We start from the raw sequence: 26,965 nt of genomic DNA, 5'->3' as shown, positions 1-26,965 counted from the left end.
CCGACTTCCATGGAATTAGGCCGTGTTAAGGCATTGCACGACCTGATATTGTACCGCGTACCGGCCGAACGCCCCTTATGTTCAGCCAAATCACTCCTCAGGCGGGCCGGACCGGAGCAATCGCTCGGGGGCCGGTCCGCTCTTTTTTTGTTGTCATTAAAGCGCAGGAACCGACGGGTATGATCAGATATAAATCGGCACTTCTGGCGGCTTCGATCCTTATCGGCCATGCCTGTGCCGTTGATGCACAGGCGCTTTATCAGCAGCCGGACCTCCGCATCGGTCTGGGCAACGACAACGAAGGCGACACTATTCCGGGGCCGGCACGCCCTAACGGCTCAATCCATCCGTCGCCGGAGACGCTAAATCCCAATAATTCAGGCTATAATCCCGCCGAGCCGATCAGTGGCTTCGGACAGTTGCACACGCAGGGTTCCGGCGGGGTGACGACCTACGGTACATTCCTTTTGTCGCCTCAGGTCGGCGCGCCGCAGTTCGACGAGGCCGCCCATCTGTCGCCCAAGGCCGACGAGGTCATGGCCGCCGACGCCTACTCGGTCCGGCTGTCGCGCTATGATACGCGGGTCGAGATCACGCCGTCGCACTATTCAGCCATCTATCGCCTGACCTATCCGACGACGTCTCAGGCGCAACTGGTGCTCGATGTAACGCGCAAGGTCGGCGGGCTGGTCGCCTCGGAGGTCTCCGAGGTCCGTTTCGACCCGAAAACCGGCAAAATCACCGGCCACGTCAAGGCCAAGGGTTACTGGAACCCGGCTCTGATCGACATCTGGTTCGTGGCGCAGGTCAGCCAGACCCCGACGGGCTGGGGGGTGTTCAAGGGCACGACGAAACTCGACAAGGCGACCTCCGGCACAGCCGGTTCCGACGAGCGCCTCGGGGCGTGGCTGACCTTCGACGCGCAACAAAAGGCGCCGGTTCTGGTCAAGATTGCCGTATCGTTCACCAGCGCCGAGACCGCGCAGACCCTGCTCGACCACGAAATTCCCGGCTGGGATTACGATAAGGTCCGCACTGAGGCTCAGGCCGCGTGGGACAAACGCCTCAGCAAAGTCGAGGTCGAGGGCCTCGATACCGCCCAGACGCGGCGTTTCTATACCGCACTCTATCACGCGTCGATTCAGCCGCGCGACCGCTCGAAAGATCAACCGACCAAAGAGATGAGCCGCCCGAACTGGGACGATCACTACACGCTGTGGGATACCTACCGGACGCTGTTCCCGCTGATGTCGATTTTGTCGCCCAAGGATTACAGCAGCAATATCAATGGCCTGATCCACACTTTTGACAAGCTGGGCGCGGCGGATACGGCCATTATCGGCGGGCAGAACTATCATGTGGGGCAGGGCGGCGACGAGGCCGATAACGTTATTGGCGAAGCGCTGCTGCGCGGCGCCGAGGGTGTCGACTGGAACGATGCCTATCGCCTGACGCATTTCAACGCCTTTGAGCGCCGCCGGCCGCGCTATCTGGAGGCCGGGTTCTTCGGCGTCGGCGATCTGAGCCCGGAGCCGAACAATCAGCGCGCCAAGTCGGGCTCCTCGACGCTCGGGTTCGCGCTCAACGACTGGTTCGCCGCACAGGTGGCGCGCAAGATCGGCCATGCGGATGAGGCGGGCACCCTGCTCAAGCGCTCCGATAACTGGCGCAAGGTGTGGAACGCCGATGCGGTCAGTGACGGGTTCAGCGGTTTCATCATGCCGCGCTATCCGGACGGAAAGTTTCAGGATATCGACGCCAAACTCGGATGGGACGGCAAGGTTCACAACAATGTCGGCTTCTATGAGGGTACGGCGTGGATCTATTCCTACGGGGTTTTGCACGACCTCGACGGCCTGACCGAAGCGATGGGCGGGCGCGTGCGCTTCAACGAACGCCTGAACCACGCCCTCGATGCGGGGCTGATCGATATTACTAACGAGCCGTCGTTTTCGACGCCGTGGCTGTTTCATAATCTGGGTCGCGCCGACCTGTCGTCCTATTGGGCGCGCGAAGTCTTCGGCCATTTCACAGCGACCTCCTATCCGGGTGACGAAGACGCCGGAGCGATGAGTTCGAATTATGTTTTCAATCGCTTGGGTCTGTTTCCTAAACTAGGGAGCGATCTTTATTACCTGCACGGCCCGCGCCATGCGCGCAGCGTCATCCATCTGGAAAACGGCAAGACGTTCGAGATCGTGGGGCAAAACGCGGGGGGTGAGGATCCCTATATCGCGGGCGTCAGCCTGAATGGCACGGCGCTGGAAACACCCTTTGTCACACAGGCGCAGATTCTGGGCGGCGGCACCCTCAGCTTCACCATGAGTGATAAGCCGGGGCAGTGGGTCTATGACGGCGCGGTCGTCAGCGTCGCTGCAACGGATGAGAGCGGTGCGGTCGCGACCCTGACCGACGGCAAGACCTCGACCGGCTGGACCGGTAAGGCCGTGACCTTCACGCGTGACGCGCCGGTATGCCTCAAGGCCTATACGGTCAGCATCGGGACCGAGGGCGGCGCGCCTGAGGCGTGGCGTTTTACAGGCTGGGACGGCAAGCGCTGGGTGGCCATCGATGCGCGCAAGGGCGAAGCCTTCCCGCAGCCGCATATGACCAAAACCTATGCCGTCCAAGGCAAGGCCTATGCCCGTTACCGCCTTGAACTGAGCGGTAACGCAAAGGTCGCCGAAGTCGAACTGATCGCCGGGCCGGCAAAGGCCTGCGCTAATTAAAAAAAATACAAAGGCAGGACGTTAATCCTGCCACGGAGGATACCCATGTCTATTCGTCTGGTCACGCTGACCGCGCTGGCTTTGGTTCTGGCGACACCCGTTTTCTCGCAACCGGCTGCGGTTGCGGAATGGGAGCAGCCTGAGGTGGTGGCGGTGAACCGCGAACCGATGAAGGCAACCTTTTTCAACTATGAGCGCCGCGATCTGGCACTCAAGGACGACATGGCGGCGTCGAGATATTACCGTTCGCTCGACGGGACGTGGGATTTTAAATTCTCCAAAGGCACCGAAAACCGCCCGAAGGATTTCTACAAAACCGGTGCGGACCTGACGGGATGGGACAAGATTCAGGTCCCCGGCATGATTCAGGCGCAGGGCGGCGGCAAGTTCGGCCTGCCGGAGTTCTACAATATCAAATACCCGTTCCCGATGAACGAACCCTTCATCCCGCACGACATGATCGAGGTGGGCTCATACAAGCGCGATTTCGACGTGCCAGCGGACTGGGATGGACGAGATGTGTTCCTCCACATCGGCGCGGCGGGGGCGGCCTATTATATCTGGGTCAATGGCGAGAAGGTCGGCTATTCCGAGGACTCCAAACTGCCGTCGGAGTTCGACCTGACGAAGTTCGTCAAGGCGGGCAAGAACAGCATCGCCATCGAAATCTACCGCTACGCCGACGGATCGTATCTTGAGGATCAGGACTTCTGGCGGCTGTCGGGCATCGAGCGCAGCGTCTATGTCTATGCCGAGTCGAAGACGCGGCTGCGCGACTATACGGTGACGGCGGGGCTGGATAAGACCTACACCGACGGCACCTTCGCGCTGGAAGCCGAACTGGCCGGTGCCAAGGGCGCGGCAAGCGTGACCGCCACGGTCTATGACGGCGAGACGGCGGTGCTGACGGCCACAGGCAAGGCCGCAACCGGCAAACCGGCGAAGCTCTCAGGCACGATCAAGGGTGTCAAACCATGGTCGGCGGAAGCGCCGAACCTCTATCGACTGGTCATCGAGGTGAAGGACGCCAAGGGCAATCTGATCTCGGCGACATCGCGCAGGATCGGCTTTCGGACGGTGGAAATCCGCAATGGCGAGGTTCAGGTTAACGGCCATCGCGTGATGATCAAGGGCGTCAATCGCCACGAACACGATCCGATCACCTACCGGGTCATGTCCGAAGAGACGATGCGCAAGGACATCGAGCTGATGAAGCAGGCCAATGTCAATGCGGTGCGCACCTCTCACTATCCCAACGATCCCCGCTGGTATGATCTGGCCGATGAATATGGCCTCTATGTGATGGATGAGGCGAACGTCGAAAGCCACGAATATATGACATTGGGCCGCGACAAGAACGACACCAGCCTGCAACTGGGCTTCAAGCCGCAATGGGCCGCCGCGCATCTGGACCGCGTGTCGCGCATGGTCGAGCGCGACAAGAACCATCCCTCCATTATCTTCTGGTCACTGGGCAACGAGACCGGCGTCGGCCCCAATTTCGAGGCGGCGGCGAAGTGGGTGCGCCAGAACGATCCGTCGCGTCTGCTATCCTTCCTTGGCTACAGCGCTCTGACGGCGGAGCATAGACCGAACGCCTATGTCGATATCTACGCGCCAATGTATGACGATATCGACCGTATGGCCGACTATGCCGAAGACCCGCGCTTCGCCCAGCCGATGATCCAGACCGAATACGCCCACGCCATGGGCAACAGTCTCGGTAATTTCGAGGATTACTGGCAAACTATCCGCGCGCACAAGAAGCTTCAGGGCGGTTTTGTCTGGGACTGGGTCGATCAGTATGTCGATGCCTATGACGTCAAAGGTAAGCATTACTGGGCCTCGGGCTTCGATTTGAACCCTCAGCGCGGTGATAATTCCGTCGTCGGTGACGGCGTCATTCAGGCCGACCGCACGCCGGACCCGGAATATTACGAACTGCAAAAGGTACAGGCTCCGGTCAAATTCGAGCGCACTGCCGATGGCAAGTTTACGGTCAGCAATCGCTACGATCTGATCGATCTGTCGGGTTTCGATTTCGACTGGAGCCTGACGAATAACGGTCATGAGGTTGTATCGGGTAAGCTCGATGGCGTTAAGGTCTCAGCGGGGGAAACACAGAACCTTGCCCTGAGCCTGCCTCGTGTAAAAAGCCGTCCGGAAGATGAACTAATTCTCACCGTGCGCGCTCGTTCAAGGGACGGCGCGATCAAGGGCGTTGCCGCCGGAACCGTCCTGGCCTTCGATCAGTTCGTGATCCAGCCCGGGACTGCGTTGCCGCCGCTGGAAACGGGGGCGGTTAAGGTGTCGAAAGCCGCTGACGCCGTCACTTTAAGCGCCCGTGATCGTCGCCTGACCATCGACCCCGCCACCGGTCTGATCCGGCTGGAGGCCAGAGGCAAGAGCCTGATCACGGGCGGGACGCCGAATTTCTGGCGCGGCCTGATCGACAATGACGAAGGGATCGGTCTCGAAAAAAGCCACCACATCTGGAAAGACTATACCGATAGCCGCCGGGTACGCGCCATCGAAACCGGCCCCGATTTCGTCAAGGTCGCCTATGCGCTGGGGCAGGGTGGAGCGCGTTTCGATGTCACCTACCGCATGGCCGCCCATGGCGAGGTCGAGGTGACGGCGGACTTCACGCCGCTTAAGGACGACCTGCCCGATCCGCTGCGCATCGGTCTGCGCTTCGATTTCGACCCGGCGCTTCAGGACCTGCAATGGTACGGGCGCGGGCCGCAGGAATCCTATGCTGACCGCAAGACCGGCATGGCGCTCGGCATCTACAGCGGCAAGGTCGCCGATCAATATCACGCCTATGCGCGGCCGCAGGAAAGCGGCAACAAGACCGATGTGCGCTGGTTGACGCTGTCGGGTGAGGGCGCGTCGCTGAAAGTGACCGGCGCGCAACCCTTGTCGGTCAATGCCCTCGCCTTCCCCTACGAAGACCTCTATCTGCACCCGCGCGGCGCTTGGAAGACCTCCGACGTCGCCCCGCACGGCAAGGGTTCGCTGCTGATCGACATCGCACAGGCGGGCGTCGGTGGCGATACGGGCTGGAACAGCATCGGGCGGCCTCTCGTCAAGTACCGCATCCCGCTTGCGCCGGTCAGCTATCGCTTCCGCCTGTCGACCGGGGAATAGGTGATGAAACGCGCGTGGTTTTTCACGGGGCTGGTCGGACTGATCGCCGCGCCAGCCTTTGCCGAGGTGGTCCTGTACGATGGGCAATCCGTCGCGGGCATCGTTTACGCCAAAGGCCGCACGACCGAACTGGCCGCCGGGATGTTGTCGCGCGACCTGCGCAGCCTGACGGGGCAGACGCCGCGCATCTCGACCGATATTAAAACCTGCCCGCAGGTTTGCGTGATTATCGGTGACTACGATTCCGCGCCGATCAAACACCTGACGCAAAACAGCGACATCGACCCGGGGCGGCTTAAAGGCGAGTGGGAGCGCTATGGTCGCGTCGCCGTCAAGCGCGACGGTAAAACCTACCTCCTGATCTATGGCTCCGACCGGCGAGGCACCGTTTATGGCGTCACCGACCTGTCGCGCGAACTGGGCGTGTCGCCGTGGGAATGGTGGGCCGACCTCACGCCGCGTCGCGTGACCCGTCTGACCGTCGCGGACGAGGCGCGCCTGTCGAAAACGCCGTCGGTGAAATATCGCGGTATATTCCTCAATGACGAGGACTGGGGCCTCAAGCCTTGGGCCGAAAAGACCTACGAGCCCGAGGTCGGCAATATCGGCCCGAAGACCTATGCCCGCGTCTATGAGCTGATGTGGCGGCTCAAAGCCAATACGCTGTGGCCGGCCATGCATAGCGTCACGACGCCGTTTTACGGTATCAAGGACAACCCGAAGGTCGCCGACGACTACGCCATCATCATCGGCACCTCGCACGCCGAACCGATGATGCGCAACAATCTGCGCGAATGGGACGAGCACAGCGAAGGCCCGTTCAATTTCAAGGTCAACCGCACAAAAATCCTGGACTACTGGCGCAGCCGCCTGAAGGAAACCGCGGCCGATGAGACGATCTATACGGTCGGTCTGCGCGGCATTCACGATGGTCCTATGCAAGGGGCCGAGACGCTGGAGGCGCGCAAGGACGTGCTGCAAACCGTCATCGGCCTGCAACGCGACCTGCTCAAAACGACGCTGAAAAAGCCGCTGACCGACATTCCGCAAACCTATGTCCTCTATCACGAGCTTCAGGAGGCCTATGACGCCGGACTGAAGCTGCCCGACGATGTAACCCTGATGTGGGCCGACGACAATTACGGCTATATCCGCCGTCTGAGCGATGCCGACGAACGCCAGCGGTCGGGCGGGGCAGGGGTCTATTACCACCTGTCCTACTGGGGCCGTCCGCACGACTATCTGTGGCTGGGGACGACACACCCGAACCTGATCCACGCCGAAATGTCGAAGGCCTATGCTCTGGATGCGCGGCGGGCGTGGATCGTCAATGTCGGCGACATCAAGCCGATCGAATATCTCAGCGAGTATTTCCTCGATTTGGCCTTTGACGCTGACGGGTTTGTGCAGACCCCGCGCGACCACCTCAAAGGCTGGATGACCGAGCAATTCGGCGCAGAAACCGCAGATGAGATCACCTCGATCATGATGGGCTATTACGATTTCGCCTTCACGCGAAAGCCTGAATATATGGGCTTTTCGGAAACCGAGCCGGTCACGCCGGTTACCGAGAGCGATTTCGTCAAACCCGACGGCGAAAAGGCGCAGGCACGGATTGCCGCCTATGCCGACCTGACCCGGCGTGCCGAAGCGGTCTATGCCGCCCTGCCTGAGGATCGCAAGGCGGCGTTTTTCGAGCTGGTGCTCTATCCGGTGCGTGGGGCGGCCAATCTCAATGCGCGGGTGCTCAATCTCGCTCTGGCGGCATTGTATGCGCGTCAGGGCAGGGCCAGCGCCAATCTTTATGCGGACAAGGCGCGGGCGGCACATCAGGCGCTGGTCGCCGACACGGCGGCCTATAATGGGCTCGAAAAGGGCAAGTGGCGAGACATGATGGACATGGCCCCGCGCCGGTTGCCCGTGTTCCTTGAGCCCGTCTATCCGCAGTGGTCACCCTCGGCGCAGACCGGTTGCGTAGCGGCGGTATCCGGCGGCTGGTGGAACGATGAAAACGCCCTGACCTTCGTGACCGGGCAGCCGCGTACGCGTGTCATCGAACTGTTCGGGCGTCAGGCGGTAGCGCAGAACTGGACGCTGAAAACGGATAATGGCGCAATCCGGATTTCGGCCACGGCAGGCGCGCTCGATGCCACCAATGGCTATGAACAGCGCCTGACGGTCAGTTATAACGGCGGCGCAGGCAGCGGTCCAATCGACATCGCGTGCGGCGGAAAAACCATCCGCATCCATACCAAACTCCTGCCTGCGCCGCCGACGTCCGACTTTATCGAAAACGACCGCCGGGTGATCATTCCACTGGCCTCACAAACTGGTAAGGGATGGCAAAAGCTGGACGGGCTGGGGCATTCGGGAGCGGTCTTGCGCTCCAATCTCGCCCTGCCGAGCCTAACGACACCGCAGGGTCATCCGCTGATCTACCGCTTTTCGACCTATAGCGCGGTGGGCGGCAAGCTGAGCATCGTGGCTCTGCCGGTCCACCCGCTCAATCCGAAAACCGGTGTAAAAATCGCCGTGCAACTGGATGACGGACCGGTGCAGCTGATGGATTTCGCCACGCTGGGGCGCAGCGATCAGTGGCGGGCCAATGTCCTGACCAATACGGCGGTCGCCACCCTGCCTCTGAAGATGCTCGGGGCAGGGGTGCATGCGTTGAAACTGTGGCCGCTCGATCCGGGCGTGGTGCTCGATCAGGCCGAAATCCGGCTGGATGGCGCGGATAAATATTACGGAATCGTTGAATGAAGGAATGGAACATGAAAGCGGGAAACCTGTCTTGTCTGGCCGTAGGTTTGATGGCCTTTACGACCACGGCCATCGCGGCCGAGCCGATTTCGCCGCGCTTCAACGGTGATCCGTCGCCGCACTATTTCAAGGGCAGGTTCTATCTCTACGCCACTGATGACGCGTCCAATTCCGGCAAATACTGGGACTCGACGTCGTGGCGGCTTTACACCTCGAAAGACCTGAAAAACTGGAAAGACGACGGCGCCTTTCTCGATGTGACGGTGTTCAAATGGGCCAAGCCCGACGCCAAGGCGTGGGCCCCCGAAGCTGCGGCGCGCAACGGCAAATACTATTTCTACGCCCCCATCGGCGGCGACAAGATCGGCGTGGCCGTCGCCGACAAACCTGAGGGCCCGTATCGCGATGCCCGCACCGACGCCCTGATCGACAAGGCCCGCGACGCCAATGCGGGGGCCGAGCCGATCGACCCGGCGGTGTTGATCGACGACGACGGTCAGGCCTATCTGTTCTTCGGCACCCGCGTGCCCAAGGTCGTCAAACTGAACAAGGACATGATCTCGACGACCGGCCCGATCATGGATGTCGTGGTGACGGGATATCCTGCCGATGATGCGAAGAAAAAGTACGGCGAAGCGCCGTTCCTGCACAAGCGCAACGGGCTCTACTATTTCAGCTTCTCGACCGGTTGGCCGGGTCAGATCATCTACGGCACGTCGACATCACCGGTCGGGCCGTTCGAGTATCGCGGTGTGATCCTCGATTACCGCACGATCAACACCAATCATCAGGCGATCATCGAACACAAGGGCAAGTCGTGGCTGTTCTACCACGACAAACTGTTGCCGGGTGGGGGCGGTTACCGGCGTTCGATCACCCTTGCGCCGATGTCGTATCGCCCCGACGGCACGATCAAGGAAGTGAAACCCTAAGCGTATAAATACAGGCAGGTATCCATGTTCAGTTTTTCCCGCAGACAAGTTGTTATCGGTGCGACAGGGGTCTCGCTGCTCGGCTCAGGGGCCGCTGCCACAGCCTCGGATATCATGCCATTCGGTGCAACGCCTTCACCGCGTCAGGCGCAATGGCACCGGCTGGAAACCTACGGCTTTGTGCATTTCACGATCAACACCTTTACCGACCGGGAGTGGGGCTATGGCGACGAATCCCCGGCCTTGTTCAATCCCTCCGACTTCAGCGCCGATCAGATCGTCAATGCCGCAAAAGCCGGTGGGTTGAAGGCCTTGATCCTGACGGCCAAGCATCACGACGGGTTTTGCCTGTGGCCCAGCGCCTACACTGGCCATTCGATCCGGAATAGCCCGTACAAGGACGGCAAGGGCGATATCGTCCGCGAATTATCGGACGCCTGTGCGAGGAACGGGCTGAAATTCGGTCTCTATCTGTCGCCGTGGGATCGTAATCACGCGGACTACGGAAAGGATGCTTATGTCAAATATTACCACAATCAGCTTGAGGAACTGACGACGCAATACGGGGCGCTGTTCACCGTGTGGTTCGATGGGGCCAATGGCGGCGACGGCTATTATGGCGGGGCGCGCGAACGGCGCAAAATCGACGGCGCGACCTATTATCAGTGGGATGCCGTTCGGGCCATCGTTCGGCGCAATCAGCCTGACGCCGTGATGTTTGCCGATGCCCATATGGATATCCGCTGGGTCGGCAACGAAGAAGGCCACGCGGGCGATCCATGCTGGCCGACCGTCGATGAGACGCCTTTTACCAAGGCCAAGGGCAATAGCGGCACCCGTAACGGCGGCATCTGGAACCCGGCGGAAACCAATACCTCGATCCGGCCCGGCTGGTTCTGGCACGCTGACGAAACCCCGCGCTCCGCCGCCAACCTGTTGCGCGTCTATTTCGAATCGGTGGGGCGCGGCACCAATCTGTTGCTTAATCTGGCACCGGATCGCCGTGGCCGCGTGCCCGACGCCGATATCCGCGAACTGACCGCCTGGAAAGCTCTGCGCGACAAGATGTATGCGGTCGATCTGGCTCAGGGTGCGAAGGTGCGGGTATCGAGTCTCTATTCATCGCGTCGGGCGACGGATATCCTGTCGGCGACATCGTTCTGGGCGGCCAGTGAAACCGATCGCTCCGGGGCGTGGGCGGAAATCCGGCTGCGCGAGCCCCGGCGGTTCGACGTTATCCGTCTGGCCGAGGACCTCTCGCTCGGCGTGCGGGTCGATACCTTCGCGGTCGACATCTTCGCCAACGGCACATGGCAGGAAGTCGCCCAGCATCGCTGCATCGGCTATAAGCGGCTGGTTCACCTCACGGCGCCCGTCACGACGGACAGGGTACGGTTGCGCTTCATCAAGGCCGACGCGTCGCCGGTGATCGGTCAGTTTGCCCTGTACCTGCGTCCGTCGGCCGTCGAGGCGCCAGACATACGGCGCGATCGTGCGGGTTTGGTAACGCTGACCGCCGCTGATCCGCGCGCGGTCATCCATTATACGCTGGACGGTGCGTTGCCGACCGCGACAAGCCCGGTTTACCGGAGCGCGTTTGCCCTCGTCGAGGGCGGCGTCGTCAAGGCTCAGGCGCGGCTGCCCGAAGGCCCTTTCAGCCCCGTATCCCTGGCGGATTTCGACGTATCGCCCGTCGGCTGGCGGCTATTGAAACCCGAGGCCGTTGCCTTTAGTGATGCCAGATTTTCCGGTCCGGCCTCGGCGCCTTACGAACTGATCATCGACCTTGGACGGTCCCATGATCTGCGCGGCCTGTCTCTGTCACCGGGCGCCGCAAATCCGCTTCTGAGCGAAGGACCTCCGGCCAATTATCGTATATGGGTAAGCCTCGACAGGCAGGACTTAGGGCAGGATGGAGGGCAGGACTGGGGGCCGGTCGTGGCAGAAGGCGAGTTTTCCAACATCGCCAATAGCCGCGCGCTCCAGACCGTACGTTTCAAGGCGCCTGTTTCCGGCAGATTTATCCGCTTGATTCTGCCGCAACCTGTACCGGGCAGTGAAAAAGTTGCGTTCAAGGATATCGGCATTATTACACGGTGAATGTGAGACGAGGCGGTCATGATTGCGGAGATGGACTTTGACCTGAATCTGGCGGCCAGACCGAAACGTCTGACCATAGGTGCAGAACAAGAGCCCTTGATCGTAATCGACGATGTGTTCAAGCATCCCGACAGGGTGGTCGCTTACGCCGCCCATACCGCTCTATTCGGCCCGGCAGGCGCGGCCTATCCGGGGCAGCGGGCCGCGGTGCCCGAATATCTTAATCAGGTTTTGTTTTACGCGCTGCAGTCTATAACGCTGCAGGTCTTCGGCATTTCCGAGCATGACGAGATGTCGATGACCTCGTCATTCGCCATGGTCACCCAATCATCAGACCAGCTAAGTCCGTCTCAGCGGATACCGCACTTCGACGCGCCCGATGCCAAGGCGCTGGCGGTCGTCATATATATGTGCGACCCGGGTTGGGGAGGGACGTCGTTCTATCGACACCGGGCATCGGGCTTTGAAACGGTGTCGCCCGAGCGCGTCGTTTCCTATACCCGCCAACTGGATGCGGAAGGGGCGCAAACTGATCTGGCGTCCCGATCATCAGACCTGAGGGATGACGTTTTCGCGCGCATCCACTCAGTTGAGGCCCGGTTCAACCGGCTGATACTTTACCGGTCACGTCAGCTTCATGCCGCCGATGTGACTGCCGACCGAATGCCATCTGACAATCCGGCGGAAGGTCGGCTGACGATCACGTCTTTTCTGAAAGCGACACGTTAAAACCTACGTTCTTAATTTCTCATAATCTATATTATGCGATGTTTTCTTGTAGCCGGGCGGAGTTAAAGTCATGCCCTTGCCTGCTTTTCCATCTCTCAATCCGCAGACACACATAGATTGGTTTCGCTCCATTTTGTGCTTTGATGATCAGATGAATTGTCTTATTGTATGACATTACGGTCATGATTTACCACCATAGGCCGTACGGAACTGCCATATAAGGCAGACCATCAAGTCATAAGCATAATCGATCACCCGCAAGATCGACGCCTAAAAAACAGGATTTGCCGCCCCAATCGGGCGCATAACAAGAGGAACAACGGGATGTCCCCCTACACTTCATTGGCGCGCAAGGATCATCTCCTGCGCTCGTCGGCGCTTATTGGCGCCTTGGTGCTCGCGACCGCCCTGCCGCAGCAGGTGAACGCCCAGACCGCCGCGGCACCCAGTGCCGACGACGATATCCAGACCGTCATTGTGACCGGCTTCCGGGGTAGTCTTCAGTCTGCACTTCAGGACAAGAAAAAAAGCAATGGTGTCATTGACGTCATTCGCGCCGAAGATATTTCCAAATTCCCTGACGCCAACCTCGCCGAGTCGCTGCAGCGCGTACCGGGCGTCTCTATCTCACGTGTCGCCGGCGAAGGCCGTTCGATCACAGTGCGCGGCCTGCCGCCCAGCTTCACGCGCGTTCGCGTCAATGGCATGGAAGCTCAGTCCGTTTCCGGCGCCACGACCTCCGATCGCGGCATCGGCACGGGTCGCGGTTTCGATTTCAACACTTTCTCGTCCGATCTGTTCTCGAACCTGACAGTGCGCAAGACCGCCTCACCGGAAACGATCGAAGGCTCGCTCGGTGCGACCGTCGATTTGCACACTTCGCGTCCTTTTGATTACAAAGGCTTTACGGCCGTCGCCAACGGGCAGATCGGCTATAATTCGTTGTCCAAGGAAACCGAGGATCGCAAGTTTTCCGGTGTAATTTCCAATCGCTGGGACACTTCGCTGGGTCAGTTCGGCGCTTTGGCCTCCATCGCCTATACCAAACGTCATTATTATGAAGATCAGTTCGGCTCTGGCGGCTGGAACCCCGGTTCGGTCGATGGCGGCTTCTGTACCCCGGTCGGCGTGACGCCTCAGGTGCCGGCCAATGATGCGTCCAAAGGCACCGACGCGCTAAACTGCGCCACCGGCGTGCCGCGCCCGGCAGCGAATGACACGCTCTACAGCCAGGCCAGCGCTTCAACGACCTTCTTCCCCCGCCTACCTCGCTATGGCCGTTTCGAGCACGATCAAAAGCGTCTGGGGGCCAGTTTGTCGCTGCAATGGCGCCCGCAACCCGAAACCCTGATCAACTTCGACGCGCTCTACTCCAACTATGACGTGATGCGTGAAGAAAGCTGGCTGGAAGGCTTCTCCTTTGCCCGTGCCATCAGCCAGAACGGCAAGCCGCAAACGGCGGTGCGCGAACTGATCCTGTTCCCCGCCGGGGTGAGCCAGACCGCCGGTACCAACTTCAACAAGCAGGTTGCCGACGTTGCCTATGCCCGGTTCGACGGTGTCGATGTCCGCTCGGACACCCAGCACGACGAATTTGAAAATACCTTCACGCAGTATACCTTGTCGGGAAGCCACGATTTCAATGAAAAGTTGAGCATCAACGGTCTGATCGGGGTGTCGGAATCCGACTTTAATCAAAAGGCGCAAACCACGATCATGTTCCAGCGTCAGAACGCCGGCATGACGGTCGATTTCCGCCGCAATCGCGATCAGCCCATCATCACGCACAATTTCGATGTCACCAATCCGGACAATTACAATTTCGGCGCGACGGACGGCACAGCCAATACCGCCAATGCCGAAATCCGGCTTAATCCGTCACGGGTCAACAATCGTTACGAAACCGCCGAGCTTAATCTTGAATATCGTCCGGACGACATGCTGACGATCAAGACCGGGCTGCACTACAACAAGTTCAGTTTCGACATCGCCGCCTGGCAACGGTCCAACACGTTCCTTGTCCCCAACCTGACGGCGGCCCAGTTGCGGGACGTCACACGCACGGTCAGCTTCCCCGGAGAAGGTCTGGACGATGGCGTGTTCCCGAAAGCGTGGGCGACGATCGACTACGACAAGTTCGTCGCGTCGCAGAACATTTACAGCAACTCAGGGATCTACGCCCTTATCCCCAATACCGGCAACACGCGCGGCGTCGAAGAAAAGGTGACGTCCGGCTATGTTCAGGCCGATCTGACCACTCAGGTCGCCGGCATGACCCTGCGTACCGAGGCGGGCTTCCGCTTCGCAAAAACCCAGCTGACCGCGCGCGGCATCATCGTGGGACAAACCAATCCGGTCTATGTTCAGAATGAATACCGCGACTTCCTGCCGTCGTTCAATGCGACACTTGAAGTGACGCCCGAAGTCTTCCTGCGCGCATCGGCCGCCCGCGTCGTGTCGCGACCGGAACTGGGCTTCCTGACCCCCGGCGGCAACCTCGCCCTGACCGGCACCCCGTCCCTGTCGTCGGGTAACCCGGATCTGGAGCCGATCCGCGCCGATACCTACGACCTGTCGGCGGAATGGTACTTCTCGCGCGGGTCTCTGGTCTCGGTCGGCGCCTTCTACAAGGACATAAAGTCCTATGTGCAGAACGCCTCGCGACAATCGTCCTTCCGCAACACCGGCCTGCCGCTGTCGCTGCTGGGTAATTCCGGTGTCGATCCGGACGCCACGCCGATCACCGTCACTCAGCCGGTCAACACGCCGGGCGGGCCGCTGAAAGGCTTCGAGCTCAATTACCAGCAATCGTTCAGCTTCCTGCCGGGTCTGTTCAGTCACACCGGCGCGCTGTTCAACTATACCTATGTCGACTCCGAGATCACCTACAATCTCGCGGGGGGCGGCACCACCACCCAGAGCCTGATCGGCCTGTCGAAGAATGCCTATAATGGCACGATCTATTACGAAGACGAGAAGGTCAGTGTGCGTTTGTCGACCTCGTACCGTTCGAAGTACATTATCGCCCTGCCCGCCAATAACCCGTTGCAGGACCTCGAAGGCGTTGACGAGCTTCAGGTCTTCGACCTGTCGGCCTCTTATCAGTTCACGCCCAAGCTGCGCGTGACTCTGGAAGGGCTGAATATCTTCGATGAGTTCAATCGTCAGTACATCGACTCGACGCGTAATTCGACCTTCGTTTACACGCACCTCGGCGCCCAGTGGAATCTGGGCCTGCAGTACAAGTTCTGATAAACCGTTTCTAACCGAACGATCCTGTCCGGCGCAGCCTGTCTGCGCCGGATTTTCTTTGTGCACAGGCTCCGTATCCAGATGAAGATTGTATGCCAGCGCTTGCAAATAGTGCTATGAGAACCGGCTTGCAATTCAGGGCGAATGGTTGAACCGTGAAACTATATCAACAGGTCGCTTCTCAAATTCTCAAACACATTCAGTCCGGTAAGTTCACGGTGGGCGATCGGTTACCCACCGAACGTGAACTGGCTGCCGAGTATAGCGTCAGCCGCAACACGGTGCGCGAAGCGCTCATCATGCTGGAATCGCGAGACTGGGTTGTCATCACCCAGGGGCGCGGTGTCGAGATTCTGAAAATCGCGCCTGAAAATCTGCTGCCATTCAAGGACTCCGAAATTGGCACGTTCAAGTTACTGGAGGCGCGCCGTCTGATCGAAGGCGAAGTCTGCGCCCTCGCCGCGGTCAATATCACGCCTTCGGAACTGGACCATCTGGAACGCCTGCTGGGGCAGATGACCGATCCGGACCGTGACATCGCCGAGCGCGCCGACCGCGAGTTCCACATCACCATCGCCCAGGCCTCCGACAACGAAGCCATCAAGGCCATGGTGGAGATGCTGTGGGACTGGCGGTACCATTCGGCCTCGGCCCGGCAGCTTATGGTCGATATTGCCGACAATGGCATGACGCATCGCGTCATCGAACACGGAGCGATTGTCGACGCGTTGAAAAGCGGTTCGGGTGCGGCTGCGCGGCAGGCCATGCGCGACCATCTCGACCGGGTGGTGACCCACCTGCTCGAAGCGGTCGAGGATGCCGCAGTGCAACAGGTGCGCGCCGCTAACAGCCGCCGACGGCAGCACTTTACCCACCGCGCCAAGGGCGTCGATGTATGAAAAACGCCCTGCCGATCATCGGCAGGGCGTTTTAACTACCAGTTGAACAGCGTCCCGTCCTGCAGGCGGTTCACCGGCAGATAGGCGCGTTTGTACGGATATTTCGCCGCCAAATCCTCGTCGATATCGACGCCGAGACCCGGCGCTTCCGGCACCCTCAGATAGCCGTCGTCAAAGCTGTAACCATGCGGGAAGACCGCATCGGTCTCTTCGGTATGGCGCATATATTCCTGCAGCCCGAAATTCGGGATCGACACGTCGAAATGCAGGGCTGCCGCCATGCAGATCGGCGACAGATCGGTCGCCCCGTGACAGCCCGTGCGGACATTGTAGATATCGGCAAACGCCGCCAGTTTCTTCAGGTGCGAAATCCCGCCCGCGTGGACGACTGTGGCGCGGATATAGTCGATCAGCTGGTTCTGGATCAGGTCCTTGGCGTCCCATAGCGACGAAAAGATTTCGCCGACCGCGATCGGCGTCGTCGTGTGCTGACGGATCAGTTTGAAATTGTCCTGATTTTCGGCCACGACGGCGTCTTCCATCCAGAACGGTCGATAGGGCTCCAGATCCTTGCCCAGCCGCCCGGCCTCGATCGGTGTCAGGCGGTGATGGACGTCGTGCAGCAGGTGCACCTCCTCGCCCAGCGCCGCGCGCGCCGCCTTGAACAGCTCCGGCACGACGCGCAAATAGGCTTCGGTCGACCAGATATTCTCCGTCGGCAGATCGGCATCGGCGGGTTCGTAGAACATCTTGTCTTTCGACACACCGTAGGTCGAGGCCAGACCCGGGACACCGCATTGCAGACGGATCGCCTTATAACCCATGGCCTTGTACGTTTGCGCGACCTCGATCGTATCCTCGATCGAGGTGCCATTGGCATGGCCATAGACCATGACGCCGGTCCGGCACTTGCCGCCGAGCAGCTGATAGACCGGCAGGCCCGCCACCTTACCCTTGATATCCCACAGGCACATGTCGACCGCCGCGATCGATGTCATGGTCACCGGTCCGCGACGCCAGTAGGCACCGCGATAGAGGTACTGCCAGATGTCCTCGATCTGATGCGGATCGCGCCCGATCAGGCAAGGAATGACGTGTTCCTCAAGGTAAGCCACGACCGCCAGTTCGCGTCCGTTCAACGTCGCATCGCCGACCCCGTAAACGCCTTCGTCGGTTTCAATCTTGAGCGTGACGAAATTACGCCCCGGGCAGGTGACGATAACCTTGGCGGAGATGATTTTCATTTATCGATCCTATTAAGCGATATGCCAAAAAGTGCCAAAATTCTTTCCTTGCGGTTTTTGGCAATAATATCGCGACAAAACAAATTCACATTTCAATTCGCGCCCGACATGACTTGCGCCGCTCCGTCTCGTCACATAAAAGAATGGACCTATCAAGTTAAATTTATTGGTCCAACCAATTTGAAACGCGCCGCTCAACGGCTTTCTCGGGAAACACAGGAACATCATGGGCAAGACCTTGATTAATATAACGGTTGCCACCGGTCTCATCGGGCTGGCCGTGAGTACACCCGTCATGGCACAGGACGCGGTTCTGTTCGACGGAAAGTCGGTTGCGGCGGTCATACACGAGAGGGATACGACTCTGGGTCTGGCTGGCGATCTTCTGGCGCGCGACCTGAAAGCGGTAACCGGTCAGGCACCGAACCGCTCGTCGGATCTGAAGGACTGCGTCCGGGTCTGCGTGGTCGTCGCCCGCTACGACTCGCCGCTGGTTACCACCCTCGCCCGTGACGCCGGTCTCGATCCGGCGCGCCTGAAAGGTCAGTGGGAACGCTATGAACGCGTGCTGGTGCGGTCGAAAACAAATCCGCAGACATCCTATCTGCTCATCGCCGGATCGGATACGCGCGGCACCGTGTGGGGTGTGATCGACCTGACGCGCGAAATGGGCGTTTCGGCGTGGGAGTGGTGGGCCGATGTGACGCCGCGCAAGGTCGCGCGTCTGGTCGTCGATGGCGGTAACCGCACGTCCGAAACGCCGTCGGTGCAATATCGCGGCATTTTCCTGAACGACGAGGACTGGGGCCTTCAGCCGTGGGCGGCGAAGACCTTTGAGCCCGAGGTCAAGGATATCGGTCCGAAGACCTATGCCCGTATCTTCGAACTGATGTGGCGTCTGAAGGCCAATACCCTGTGGCCCGCCATGCACGACTCGACCAAGCCCTTCTACCAGATCAAGGGCAATGCGGAGATGGCTCGCGACTACGCCATCGTCATGAGCACCTCGCACGCCGAGCCGATGATGCGCAACAATGTCCGCGAATGGGATGAAAAGGCGCGCGGCGAGTTCAACTTCTTCACCAACCGCGAGGCGATGGTCAAATACTGGGGCGAGCGCGCCGAAGAGGTAAAGGCGTTCGAGAATATCTGGACCATCGGCCTGCGCGGCAAGCACGATTCGGCCATGGAAGGCGCCAAAACCCCGGAACAGGCGCGCGATGCGATGACCGAGGTGTTCAAAATCCAGCGCGGTCTGCTGGCCAAAGCCCAGAATAAGCCGGAGGATCAGGTGCCGCAGGTCCTGACGCTCTACAAGGAAGTGCTCGACGTCTATATGACCGGACTCAAGGTGCCCGAAGACGTGACCTTGGTCTGGCCGGAGGATAATTACGGCTATATCAACCAGCTTTCGACGCCCGAGGAACGCAAGCGCAAGGGCGGTGCGGGTGTCTATTACCACCTCTCTTACTGGGGGCGGCCGCACGACTATCTCTGGCTGGCGACGACGCACCCGGCGCTGATCCGCGAACAGATGGACCGGGCCTATCGGATGGACGCGCGCAAGATATGGATCGTGAATGTCGGCGACATCAAGCCGGGCGAATATCTGACGCAGTACTTCCTCGACCTCGCCTTTGACCGCAAGGCGTTCGATCAGACGCCGTCAGAGCATCTGAAGGTCTGGACCGCGCAGCAGTTCGGTGCCGATCAGGCGTCGGAGATCGCCGCGATCCTGACCGAATATTACGATCTCGCCTGGGCGCGCCGACCGGAATTCATGGGCGGCGGCCAGACCGAGCCGACGCGTCCGAACGTCATCAGCGCCTATGTGCGCACCGGTGGCGACGAGGCGCAGGCGCGTCTCGACCGGTACGCCGAACTGACCCGCCGTGCCGAGGCGGTAGGCGCCGCCCTGCCCGCCGATCGTCGCGACGCCTTCTTCGAACTGGTCCTCTATCCCGTGCGCGCTTCGGCCAGCCTGAACGAGCGTATTCTAAAACTGGACCTCGCGGCGGTCTATGCCAAGGCCGGACGCGCCAATGTCAACGCCCTGTCGGATCAGGCAAAGGCCGCCCACGCGCGGATCGTCGCCGACACGGCGGCCTATAATGGGCTGGGCAACGGCAAGTGGAACGGCATGATGGATATGGCACCGCGCCGCCTCCCCGTCTTCGACGCGCCGATCTGGCCGCAGTGGAACCTGCCATCGAAGGCGGGCTGTTCGGTCGATGCCTCCGCCCTCACCTTCACGGCAGGTGTGCCGTCCGTACGCTACCTGTCGGTCTATACTGGCGGGCAGCCGGGCACCTGGAGCCTGAGCGGCACCAGCGGCCTAACGTCGGATGCGGTGAGCGGCGACCTTAATACCGCCAATGGCTTTCAGCAGCGCGTGCGCCTTAGCTATGAGGGCGGGGAAACGCTCGCCGCCGGGTCGGTCGCCTGCGGCGGCAAGACGATCAAGGTCGCCGCCCGCCTCCTGAAAGGCGACGCGCCTGCCGAAGTCAATCGCCTCATCACCCTGCCCGCCGTCGGCTTCACCCACCCGCTGTGGCAAAGCAGCGAACCGTTGGAGTGGGAGGTCGTGCCGGGTCTGGGCACGCAAGGGGCCGCCCTGCGCGCCCGTCTCGATCTGCCATCGGCGCGCGAGGAACCCTCTGCCCGCCCGATCACCTATAGTTTCGCTACGACGGCCAAGGCCGACGCGGTCCTGCGCGTCATCGGCCTGCCGGTGCATCCCCTCACCTCGGCCAATGGCCTCCGTCTGGGGGTGCGCATCGATGGCGGCCCGTTGCAGGTGCTCGATTTCGAAACCTTCGGGCGCAGCGAGGAATGGAAACAGAACGTCCTGAGCAACAGCGCCGTGCGCACGGTGACACTCAGTCAGTTGCCGGCAGGCCAGCACCGGATCGAGGTCTATGCCATGGACCCAGGCTTCCTGCTCGACCGGCTGGAGGTCCGCCTCGACGGCGCGCCCGACTACTACGGTGCCTCACCCGCCCAATAAAAAAAGCCGCCATCGGTATGTAATCCGATGGCGGCCTTTTTTCGGTTTGCGGCTCTTATTGCAACTTATAGATCAGGCCCACCGTGAAGCGGCGGCCGCCATATTGCTCGAACCACGGCGTGCGGCTGATGGTTTCGAAGCCGGTACGCTCCGAGCCGATCCGCGAGTTCGCCTGACGCAGCAGGTTACGGCCTTCCCAATAGATTTCGATATTGGGCTGCAGCTTGTGGCTGATCTTGGCGTCCACATAGGCGTTTTCTTCGTAGTAGAAGGGTTCGCCCGGATTGTACGGCATGTTGACGACCCGCGTCGGGTTGTTGATCGGGAAGCTGTAGACACCGCCGTCGCTACGTCCGCAGGAGGAAACGCAATCGAAGACCTGCGCCTTCTTCTGATAGGTGATGCGGGCATTGGTCTTGCCGTCGTCGTACCAGAAGGCCAGGTTGGCGAAATAATCCGGACGACCCGCTGCCCCGAGGTTTTCACCCGACACCGGATCGATCCAGCCGCCCGAACTCGACTTGTTGGTCGAATAGTTGAAGTCGGCGCCGGTATAGCGCAGCTTCCAAGGCAGCGAGGTAAAGGCCGTCTTGACCGAAAACTCCCAGCCCGACTGGGTTTCCCCCGGTCCGTTGATATAGGTGCCGAAGTTGAAGGTGAAATCCGCCAGTTTGCGACCCGTTGCCGGATCGACTTCGTCGGTACCGGCAAACAGCGGCTGATCGGCCAGGGTCAGGCCGATTTCCTTACCCACCTTCACCTTCTGGCGGTAATAGGCCAGCGAGACGGAGGTATCCTTGCCAGGGTACCATTCGATCGAGGTGTTGTTCTTCGAGGCCTGATACGGCAGCAGCGCCGGATTGCCGAAGCCGGTACAGCCCATGTCTAGTTCGGTTTCCCCCGCGTTGAAGCGGTCCTCGATACGCTGATCGATCGTGCAGGTGCCCGCTGGAACCAGACGGTCAATGCGCGGCGGTGCCATGGTCTTGGACCAGTTGTAGCGCAGCACCAGCTTGTCGGCCAGAGGCCACAGAGCGAAGTTGTAGCTCGGCATCCAGTCGGTATATTCGCGCTCGATAGCCACGGGCTTGTTGATCGTCGTGGTCGTCGTGCGGTTATAGCCTTCGTTCGGGTTCCATTCGGTCGTCGGGACGCCCGTAATGTTCTTACGGATCGAGTTGACCGAGACGAAGCCGTTACCGGCGACCTTGGTATTGACGACGCGGACGCCGAAGTTACCGCCGAACTCCATGCCCCAGGGCAGGGACTGCTCGAAATCGACCATATAGTAGGCGGCGGTGACCTCTTCCGACGTATTGATCGACGGCATTTGATAGACATTGCCGTCGCTGGCCGTACAGGTCTTCATGCAGTCGAAATTGAAGCGTTCCGTCGTGGCGATCCCCGACTTCAGCTTGTCGAGGTCGAAGGAGTTCCACAACTGCATCCCGCCGAAGGCGCCGTAGTCCGGCATGAAGGTGCCTTCGTTATACAGGATGCTGTTGCCCATCAGCGCGACCAGTTCGGCGCGCGTCACGGTCTGGGTGCCGTGGTTGAAGTTGGTGGTCGTCATGGCGTTCGGGACATAGCCATAAACGCAGGCATTGACCGCGGTCGTCGTCGCCTGATTGTCGCAGGCGCGGATCGAGGCGCGAAGCTGCTTGGTGGGCACATAAACCCCCGCCTTGGGCGAATAGCCTGCGCCTTCCCATTTGGAGTTCAGGCGCTTGCGATAGGACGCCCCCGTCTTGAAGCTCTTGAAGAACGGCAGGTCGGGCGTGCGATAGGTAATATCGAACTTGCCCTGATCTTCCTGATATTCGACGATCTTCGGGTTCCAGTCGAGGCGAATGGCATTGGTATAGAGCGCCGCCGCCGCATTGGCCGCCGCCGTGCCGGTCAGCGCGTTGTACGGCATGTAGTTGTTGACGTCGTTGACATTGAAGGTGGACGGATAGTCGAACGCCCAGTTGCCGTCCTCCAGCACGTAGAGCTTGGCACCCGTGACGCGGCTGGACGTCGGACCCGCGCGCATTTCGTAACGCGAGTAGTAAGATTCGAGCCGCCCCGCCGTGAAGTCGATCGTCAGCGGCCCGTCCTTGTAGGTACCGCCCAGTTGCACGGTCGATTCATCGCGGATTTCGTCGTTGCGGATGTGGTCCATATAGTAGCTGGTATTGTCGAGCACGACCTCGGTAACGTGATGGTTCTTGTCCACCTTCACAGTCGCCGGGTTCACGTTGACGGCAATGCCGGTGACCGCGAAACCGTTCTGAACGTTGGAGCCGCCCTGCGTGCTGTCGAGACCCAGCGCCGCCGTGGGATAACCGGCATTATAGAGGTAATAGCCGCTGCCCGCGACCGGCGAGATCGTATTGGGCGTACCGACCGCGATATTGGTGTTGTTGGTCAGGGCTAGGGTGCTCAGGCCGTTCGACGCGGCCGTCAGGAAGGCGATACCGCCCTGGTTCCGGTTCGACCGGTTCTCCTTCATGTTACGCTCGATTTCCTGATACTTCAGCCACACCGTCATCTTGTCGTTGACGCGGAAGTCGAAGCGCACATCCCAGGTCAGGCGGTCTTCGTAGGCGAACAGGAAGGTTTCGCGCACCTGATTGGGGGAATAGTCGTTCCACTGGTTCAGGCAGCTCACCTGTTCGCGGATACGCTGCTGCTGGGCGTTCGACTGGTCGGCATTGTTGGTGCTGGCGACGATCGTGCCCAGTTCCGCTGCGGTATAGAGCGGGAAGGCCGCCATACATTCGGCCTTGGTCTTGGCATTGGCCGACTTGGTGACGATATCTAGCGCCGAATTGGTATTGAACTTGCCGCCGTTGGTGGTGTTGAAGCTCAGCATCGGCGCATTATAGGCGATGCCGTTCTGATCGACGCCGCCGACAACGGAGGGGTTATAGCTGAAGGTCTTTTCCGGCGAATTGTCCCAGTCGATCTGACGGATATAGCCGCCCCAGTTGTTGCCGCCGGCATTGGCGACCTGATGGCTGTCGCCCAGATATTTGCGCGACGACAGGTTGAAGATCACACCCAGACGGTTGTCGAAAAACTTGCGCGAGGCGACAATGTTGAAATCGGGCGCCCATTTTTCACTCAGTGAATTGCGCTCACCGGCGACCCGCATGGAGAAGTAAGGCTTCTTGAAATCGAGCGCCGAACGCGTCTTGATCTGAACCGAACCGCCAAGACCGCCTTCGGTCATATCGGCCGTGTTCCCCTTGACCACGTCGATGCTCTGGATCAGGTCGGCGGGCAGGTTGCGCAGATCGGACCCGCGCGAGGCATCGGGGTTCTGCGCCAGGGCGAAACCGTTGGGCGCGGTGGACATGCCGTCCAGTTCGACGCGCGTCAGGTCCGCGCTGTTACCGCGCAAGCTGAAGCTTTCGCCCTCGCCCGTTTCACCCCGTTGCAGCCCCATGCCCGGAATACGCGACAGGGCCTCGTTGACGTTACGGTCAGGGAACGAGCCGACATCGTCGGCGACGATCGAGTCGACCGCCGTCTTGGCCTTCTTCTTGCGGTTGATGGCCGACTGCTGCGACGCGCGCACACCGACGACGACGACCTCGGTCGTTTCGTCGCCTTTGGCCGCGACGGGGGCGGTTTCCTGAGCTATTGCGCTGCTGCCGACGCCCATAAGCGCCAGCACACCCAATCCCGTGCCGGTCATGAGGTAGCGTACAAAACGCGTCCCGGGTTTATTAGACATATTTCTTCCTCCGTTACGCCGTGAGACCGGCGCCTTTTTTATTTCGCCTCCGGAATGAAACCTTCCGGATTGACGTGCGGTTTTCCCGGTCAAACCCCTGATCGGGAAAGGTTATGCGAAGCCTCAGGCCTCGAATTCGAAAAAGGGCGCAGGTTGCGGATTTTCACCGCAACCTGCCTGCGCGCCGGAGGGCTCGGGGCTCCGTTGCGCAAGTTTCAGGGATAGAGGGACGGCATGAAGACACGCAGCCGCCCTCCTGAGTAAGGCTGCCTGTGCAGCGTCACCCGAGCCGGAAGTTCAGTTTGTCGAAAGCGGTCTGCGCCTGAGGCTCAACCGACCGGTAAAGTGGCGCGTCCGCCACCTGCGGGAAGTCGAAGACAGGGACAAAGGCCCTGTGGTTCAGAATCCATGTTTCGCCCCAAGGTTTTTGTTTCGTTACGGTAATGCCTGAATCGGCATTCCGGATTGATAATATGTTAGCGCTAACTTTTATGAATTCGCAAGATTATAAATTTCAAACCGAAAATATTTTAAACTTAAAATGGAATAAGTTGCTTAAAAACAACAGTAATTATATAAATATAGGCATGAAAAATCGATCCATTATTATGAATAATGGAGAATATTATACATCAAAATACATGATCTAATAAAATCATCCCTGCTTCCGCCTGTCCTTATTGGGCAGTTTCGGAAGGTCTTGTATATGAAGACGGTCGGCATCGGAATTTCAGACAAAATGGGGCAAATATTTTTTGCCCCCCATCGGGCAAACGAAAAACGGCGGAACCCGGTCAGGTTCCGCCGCTTGAAGGGCCATATTGTATAGAGGATTACTTTTTCCAGAGGTGTTCGATGGCTTCCAGAGTACGGCCTTTGGTTTCCGGCACGAACTTCCACACGAACAGGCCCGACAGGATCGAGCAGGCGCCATAGACGTAGAACGAGAAGCCGTGGTTGAAGGCGGCGATCAGCTGCGGATTGCCGTCCATCATCGGGAAGGTCTGCGACACGATGAAGTTGGCGATCCACTGGGCGGCGACGGCGACCGACATGGCCTTGCCCTTGATCGAGTTGGGGAACATCTCCGCCAGCATGACCCACACGATCGGGCCCCACGATAGCGAGAACCCGGCGATATAGGTGATAGCGACGATCAGATAGATGATGCCCGGCTGCTCTGCGGGGTTTTGCGTCTGATAGAGGATACCAAGGAAGATCAGCGAAGCCGCCATGACGGCGGAACCGAGGATCAGCAGCGGCTTGCGGCCCCAGTGATCGACCGTAAACAGGGCGATGACGGTGAAGACGACCATGGCAATACCCATGATCACCGTATTGAGCATGGCCGCGTCCTTGCCTAGGCCCAGGTTCTCGAACATGGTCGGCGCGTAGTAAAGCACCGCATTGATGCCGACGACCTGCTGGAACACCGACAGCAGAATGCCGACGGTCAGAACCCCCAGACCGAACGACAGAAGCTTGCCCGAATGCTGAACGAGGCTACCGCGGATCTCGGTCAGGGTCGCTTCGACCTCATCGGCGGGATTGGCCTTCGACAGGATCTCGCGAGCCTTGTCTTCCTTGCCTTTCAGCATGTACCAGCGCGGCGTGTCCGGCATCAGCAGGGCTGCGACGAAGAAGATGCCGGCGGGGATGGCGCACGAGGCCAGCATGTAGCGCCAGCCGAGATCGTGCAGCCAGCTCTCATCACCCATGCGCGAAATCTGCATATTGACGAAATAGACTAGAGTGATGCCGGTGACGATGGCGATCTGCTCCAGCGAGACGAACAGGCCACGCTGTTTGGCCGGGGCGATTTCGGCAATATACATGGGCGAAATCAGCGAGGCCATGCCGATGGCGATGCCGCCGAAGGTGCGGTAGATCAGGAACGGCCAGATGGCCTCGGTCCCCATCTGACCGACCGGGGCCAGAAGCGTCTCCGGAAAGGCCGACAACAGCGACGAGACGAAAAACAGCGACGCCGCGATCAGCATCCCGGCGCGACGGCCCAATGCGGTCGCCAGCGGTCCGGCGATGGCCGAGCCGATGACGCAGCCCAAGAGCGCGATGCCGACGGCAAAACCGTGGACGGTGTTCTTGAAATCCACCGACCAGTCGGTGTGCGGCACGACGAAATTGAACTTGATCGACTGTTCGGCGCCGGAAATCACGGCGGTGTCATAGCCGAACAGCAAGCCGCCGAGCGAGGCGCCGACGGCGAGCCCCAGCACCAGCCCGGTGTTTATCTTGCCTGATGAGGCGGTCATTAAAGTGTCCCCTTCTGCCGGCGCTACAGTTCCCCCACGGGACCGATATCGGCGCGCAGTCTGTTAAGCGTTTCCAAGTCCTGCCCGTGCGCTCTTATTCTTATATGGCGATCAGGCAGGCGTAATCTGCCCGAAATTTTCGATCTGGCAAGCGCAAAATGAT

The 26,965-nt window shown here is 59.9% G+C and carries 12 protein-coding genes; 9 read left to right on the top strand and 3 right to left on the bottom strand.

Annotation, left to right across the window (positions count from 1 at the left end; translation table 11 throughout):
- The first annotated feature begins 179 nt into the window (after window positions 1-179).
- The 8 genes from PQU92_RS14800 (at window position 180) to PQU92_RS14765 (ending at window position 16,554) form a co-directional block, all read left to right on the top strand.
- A complete protein-coding gene (locus PQU92_RS14800) occupies window positions 180-2,729 on the top strand; it encodes a GH92 family glycosyl hydrolase (protein ID WP_272749024.1) in 2,550 nt (849 codons plus the stop codon).
- A 45-nt stretch (window positions 2,730-2,774) separates the two neighbouring features.
- Window positions 2,775-5,879 (top strand): glycoside hydrolase family 2 TIM barrel-domain containing protein, encoded by a 3,105-nt coding sequence (locus tag PQU92_RS14795; RefSeq protein ID WP_272749023.1) that lies wholly within the window; start codon window positions 2,775-2,777, stop codon window positions 5,877-5,879.
- A gap of 3 nt (window positions 5,880-5,882) precedes the next feature.
- Window positions 5,883-8,642, top strand: a complete 2,760-nt coding sequence (locus PQU92_RS14790; RefSeq protein ID WP_272749022.1) for a glycosyl hydrolase 115 family protein — start codon at window positions 5,883-5,885, stop codon at window positions 8,640-8,642.
- An 11-nt stretch (window positions 8,643-8,653) separates the two neighbouring features.
- Entirely contained in the window at window positions 8,654-9,574 is a 921-nt protein-coding gene (locus tag PQU92_RS14785; protein WP_272749021.1) for a family 43 glycosylhydrolase, read from the top strand.
- 24 nt (window positions 9,575-9,598) lie between these two features.
- On the top strand, window positions 9,599-11,674 hold the full coding sequence (locus tag PQU92_RS14780; RefSeq protein ID WP_272749020.1) for an alpha-L-fucosidase: 2,076 nt from the start codon (window positions 9,599-9,601) through the stop codon (window positions 11,672-11,674).
- Between the two features lie 18 nt (window positions 11,675-11,692).
- Complete coding sequence (locus PQU92_RS14775; RefSeq protein WP_272749019.1) at window positions 11,693-12,403, top strand: DUF6445 family protein; 711 nt, start codon at window positions 11,693-11,695, stop codon at window positions 12,401-12,403.
- Between the two features lie 324 nt (window positions 12,404-12,727).
- Window positions 12,728-15,655 (top strand): TonB-dependent receptor, encoded by a 2,928-nt coding sequence (locus PQU92_RS14770; RefSeq protein WP_272749018.1) that lies wholly within the window; start codon window positions 12,728-12,730, stop codon window positions 15,653-15,655.
- Between the two features lie 155 nt (window positions 15,656-15,810).
- Window positions 15,811-16,554, top strand: coding sequence for a FadR/GntR family transcriptional regulator (locus tag PQU92_RS14765; protein WP_272749017.1), 744 nt, complete (start codon window positions 15,811-15,813; stop codon window positions 16,552-16,554).
- A 35-nt stretch (window positions 16,555-16,589) separates the two neighbouring features.
- Here the strand turns inward: PQU92_RS14765 and manD are convergent, their stop codons facing one another.
- Window positions 16,590-17,798: a D-mannonate dehydratase ManD gene (gene manD / locus PQU92_RS14760; RefSeq protein WP_272749016.1), complete on the bottom strand. Its 1,209-nt coding sequence runs from the start codon at window positions 17,796-17,798 to the stop codon at window positions 16,590-16,592.
- A gap of 226 nt (window positions 17,799-18,024) precedes the next feature.
- Here manD and PQU92_RS14755 point away from each other — a divergent pair, with 226 nt between their 5' ends.
- On the top strand, window positions 18,025-20,805 hold the full coding sequence (locus PQU92_RS14755) for a glycosyl hydrolase 115 family protein (protein WP_272749015.1): 2,781 nt from the start codon (window positions 18,025-18,027) through the stop codon (window positions 20,803-20,805).
- Window positions 20,806-20,860: 55 nt separating this feature from the next.
- Here PQU92_RS14755 and PQU92_RS14750 read toward each other — a convergent pair whose 3' ends face one another.
- Complete coding sequence (locus tag PQU92_RS14750; RefSeq protein ID WP_272749014.1) at window positions 20,861-24,529, bottom strand: TonB-dependent receptor; 3,669 nt, start codon at window positions 24,527-24,529, stop codon at window positions 20,861-20,863.
- Window positions 24,530-25,362: 833 nt separating this feature from the next.
- A complete protein-coding gene (locus PQU92_RS14745; protein ID WP_272749013.1) occupies window positions 25,363-26,802 on the bottom strand; it encodes a sugar porter family MFS transporter in 1,440 nt (479 codons plus the stop codon).
- Window positions 26,803-26,965 lie beyond the last annotated feature (163 nt).

It is taken from the genome of Asticcacaulis aquaticus, assembly GCF_028550415.1.
Classification (GTDB): Bacteria; Pseudomonadota; Alphaproteobacteria; order Caulobacterales; family Caulobacteraceae; genus Asticcacaulis; species Asticcacaulis aquaticus.
The sequence above is the reverse complement of the archived record's forward strand: the minus strand, read 5'-3'. Positions and strand labels throughout refer to the sequence as shown.